Genomic DNA, 280 nt, shown 5'->3' on the forward strand with positions numbered 1-280 from the left:
TACCGCGACCGGGGCCAATGCATCGGCACTCTTCGTGGTCGGCGAAGGAGGCCCCGTGTCCAATGCGATTTTTACGGGCAGCCGATTGCGCAACGTCAGCGCGCCCACCATTGGCGTGGCTGGCGCAGGAAACGCCACCCTGACTGGTTCGGTCGCCGACGGCAGTGGAGAATGGCTGCGCGTTGGCACCATCGACGATTTTCCTCTACTCGGTGCGGCTGAACTTCCGATACGCGGAATACCGGATCCGCTGGATCCTGACTCACCATTGCCGCCCCCG

The 280-nt window shown here is 63.6% G+C and carries 1 protein-coding gene; it reads left to right on the plus strand.

Going from position 1 to position 280, the window contains the following annotated elements:
- Positions 1–55 precede the first annotated feature (55 nt).
- Positions 56–280: hypothetical protein (locus tag PHA01_RS29645; RefSeq protein WP_271899733.1), on the plus strand; the 225-nt coding region annotated here is incomplete at its 3' end.

It is taken from the genome of Candidatus Phyllobacterium onerii (assembly GCF_028331445.1).
Lineage (GTDB): Bacteria > Pseudomonadota > Alphaproteobacteria > Rhizobiales > Rhizobiaceae > Phyllobacterium > Phyllobacterium onerii.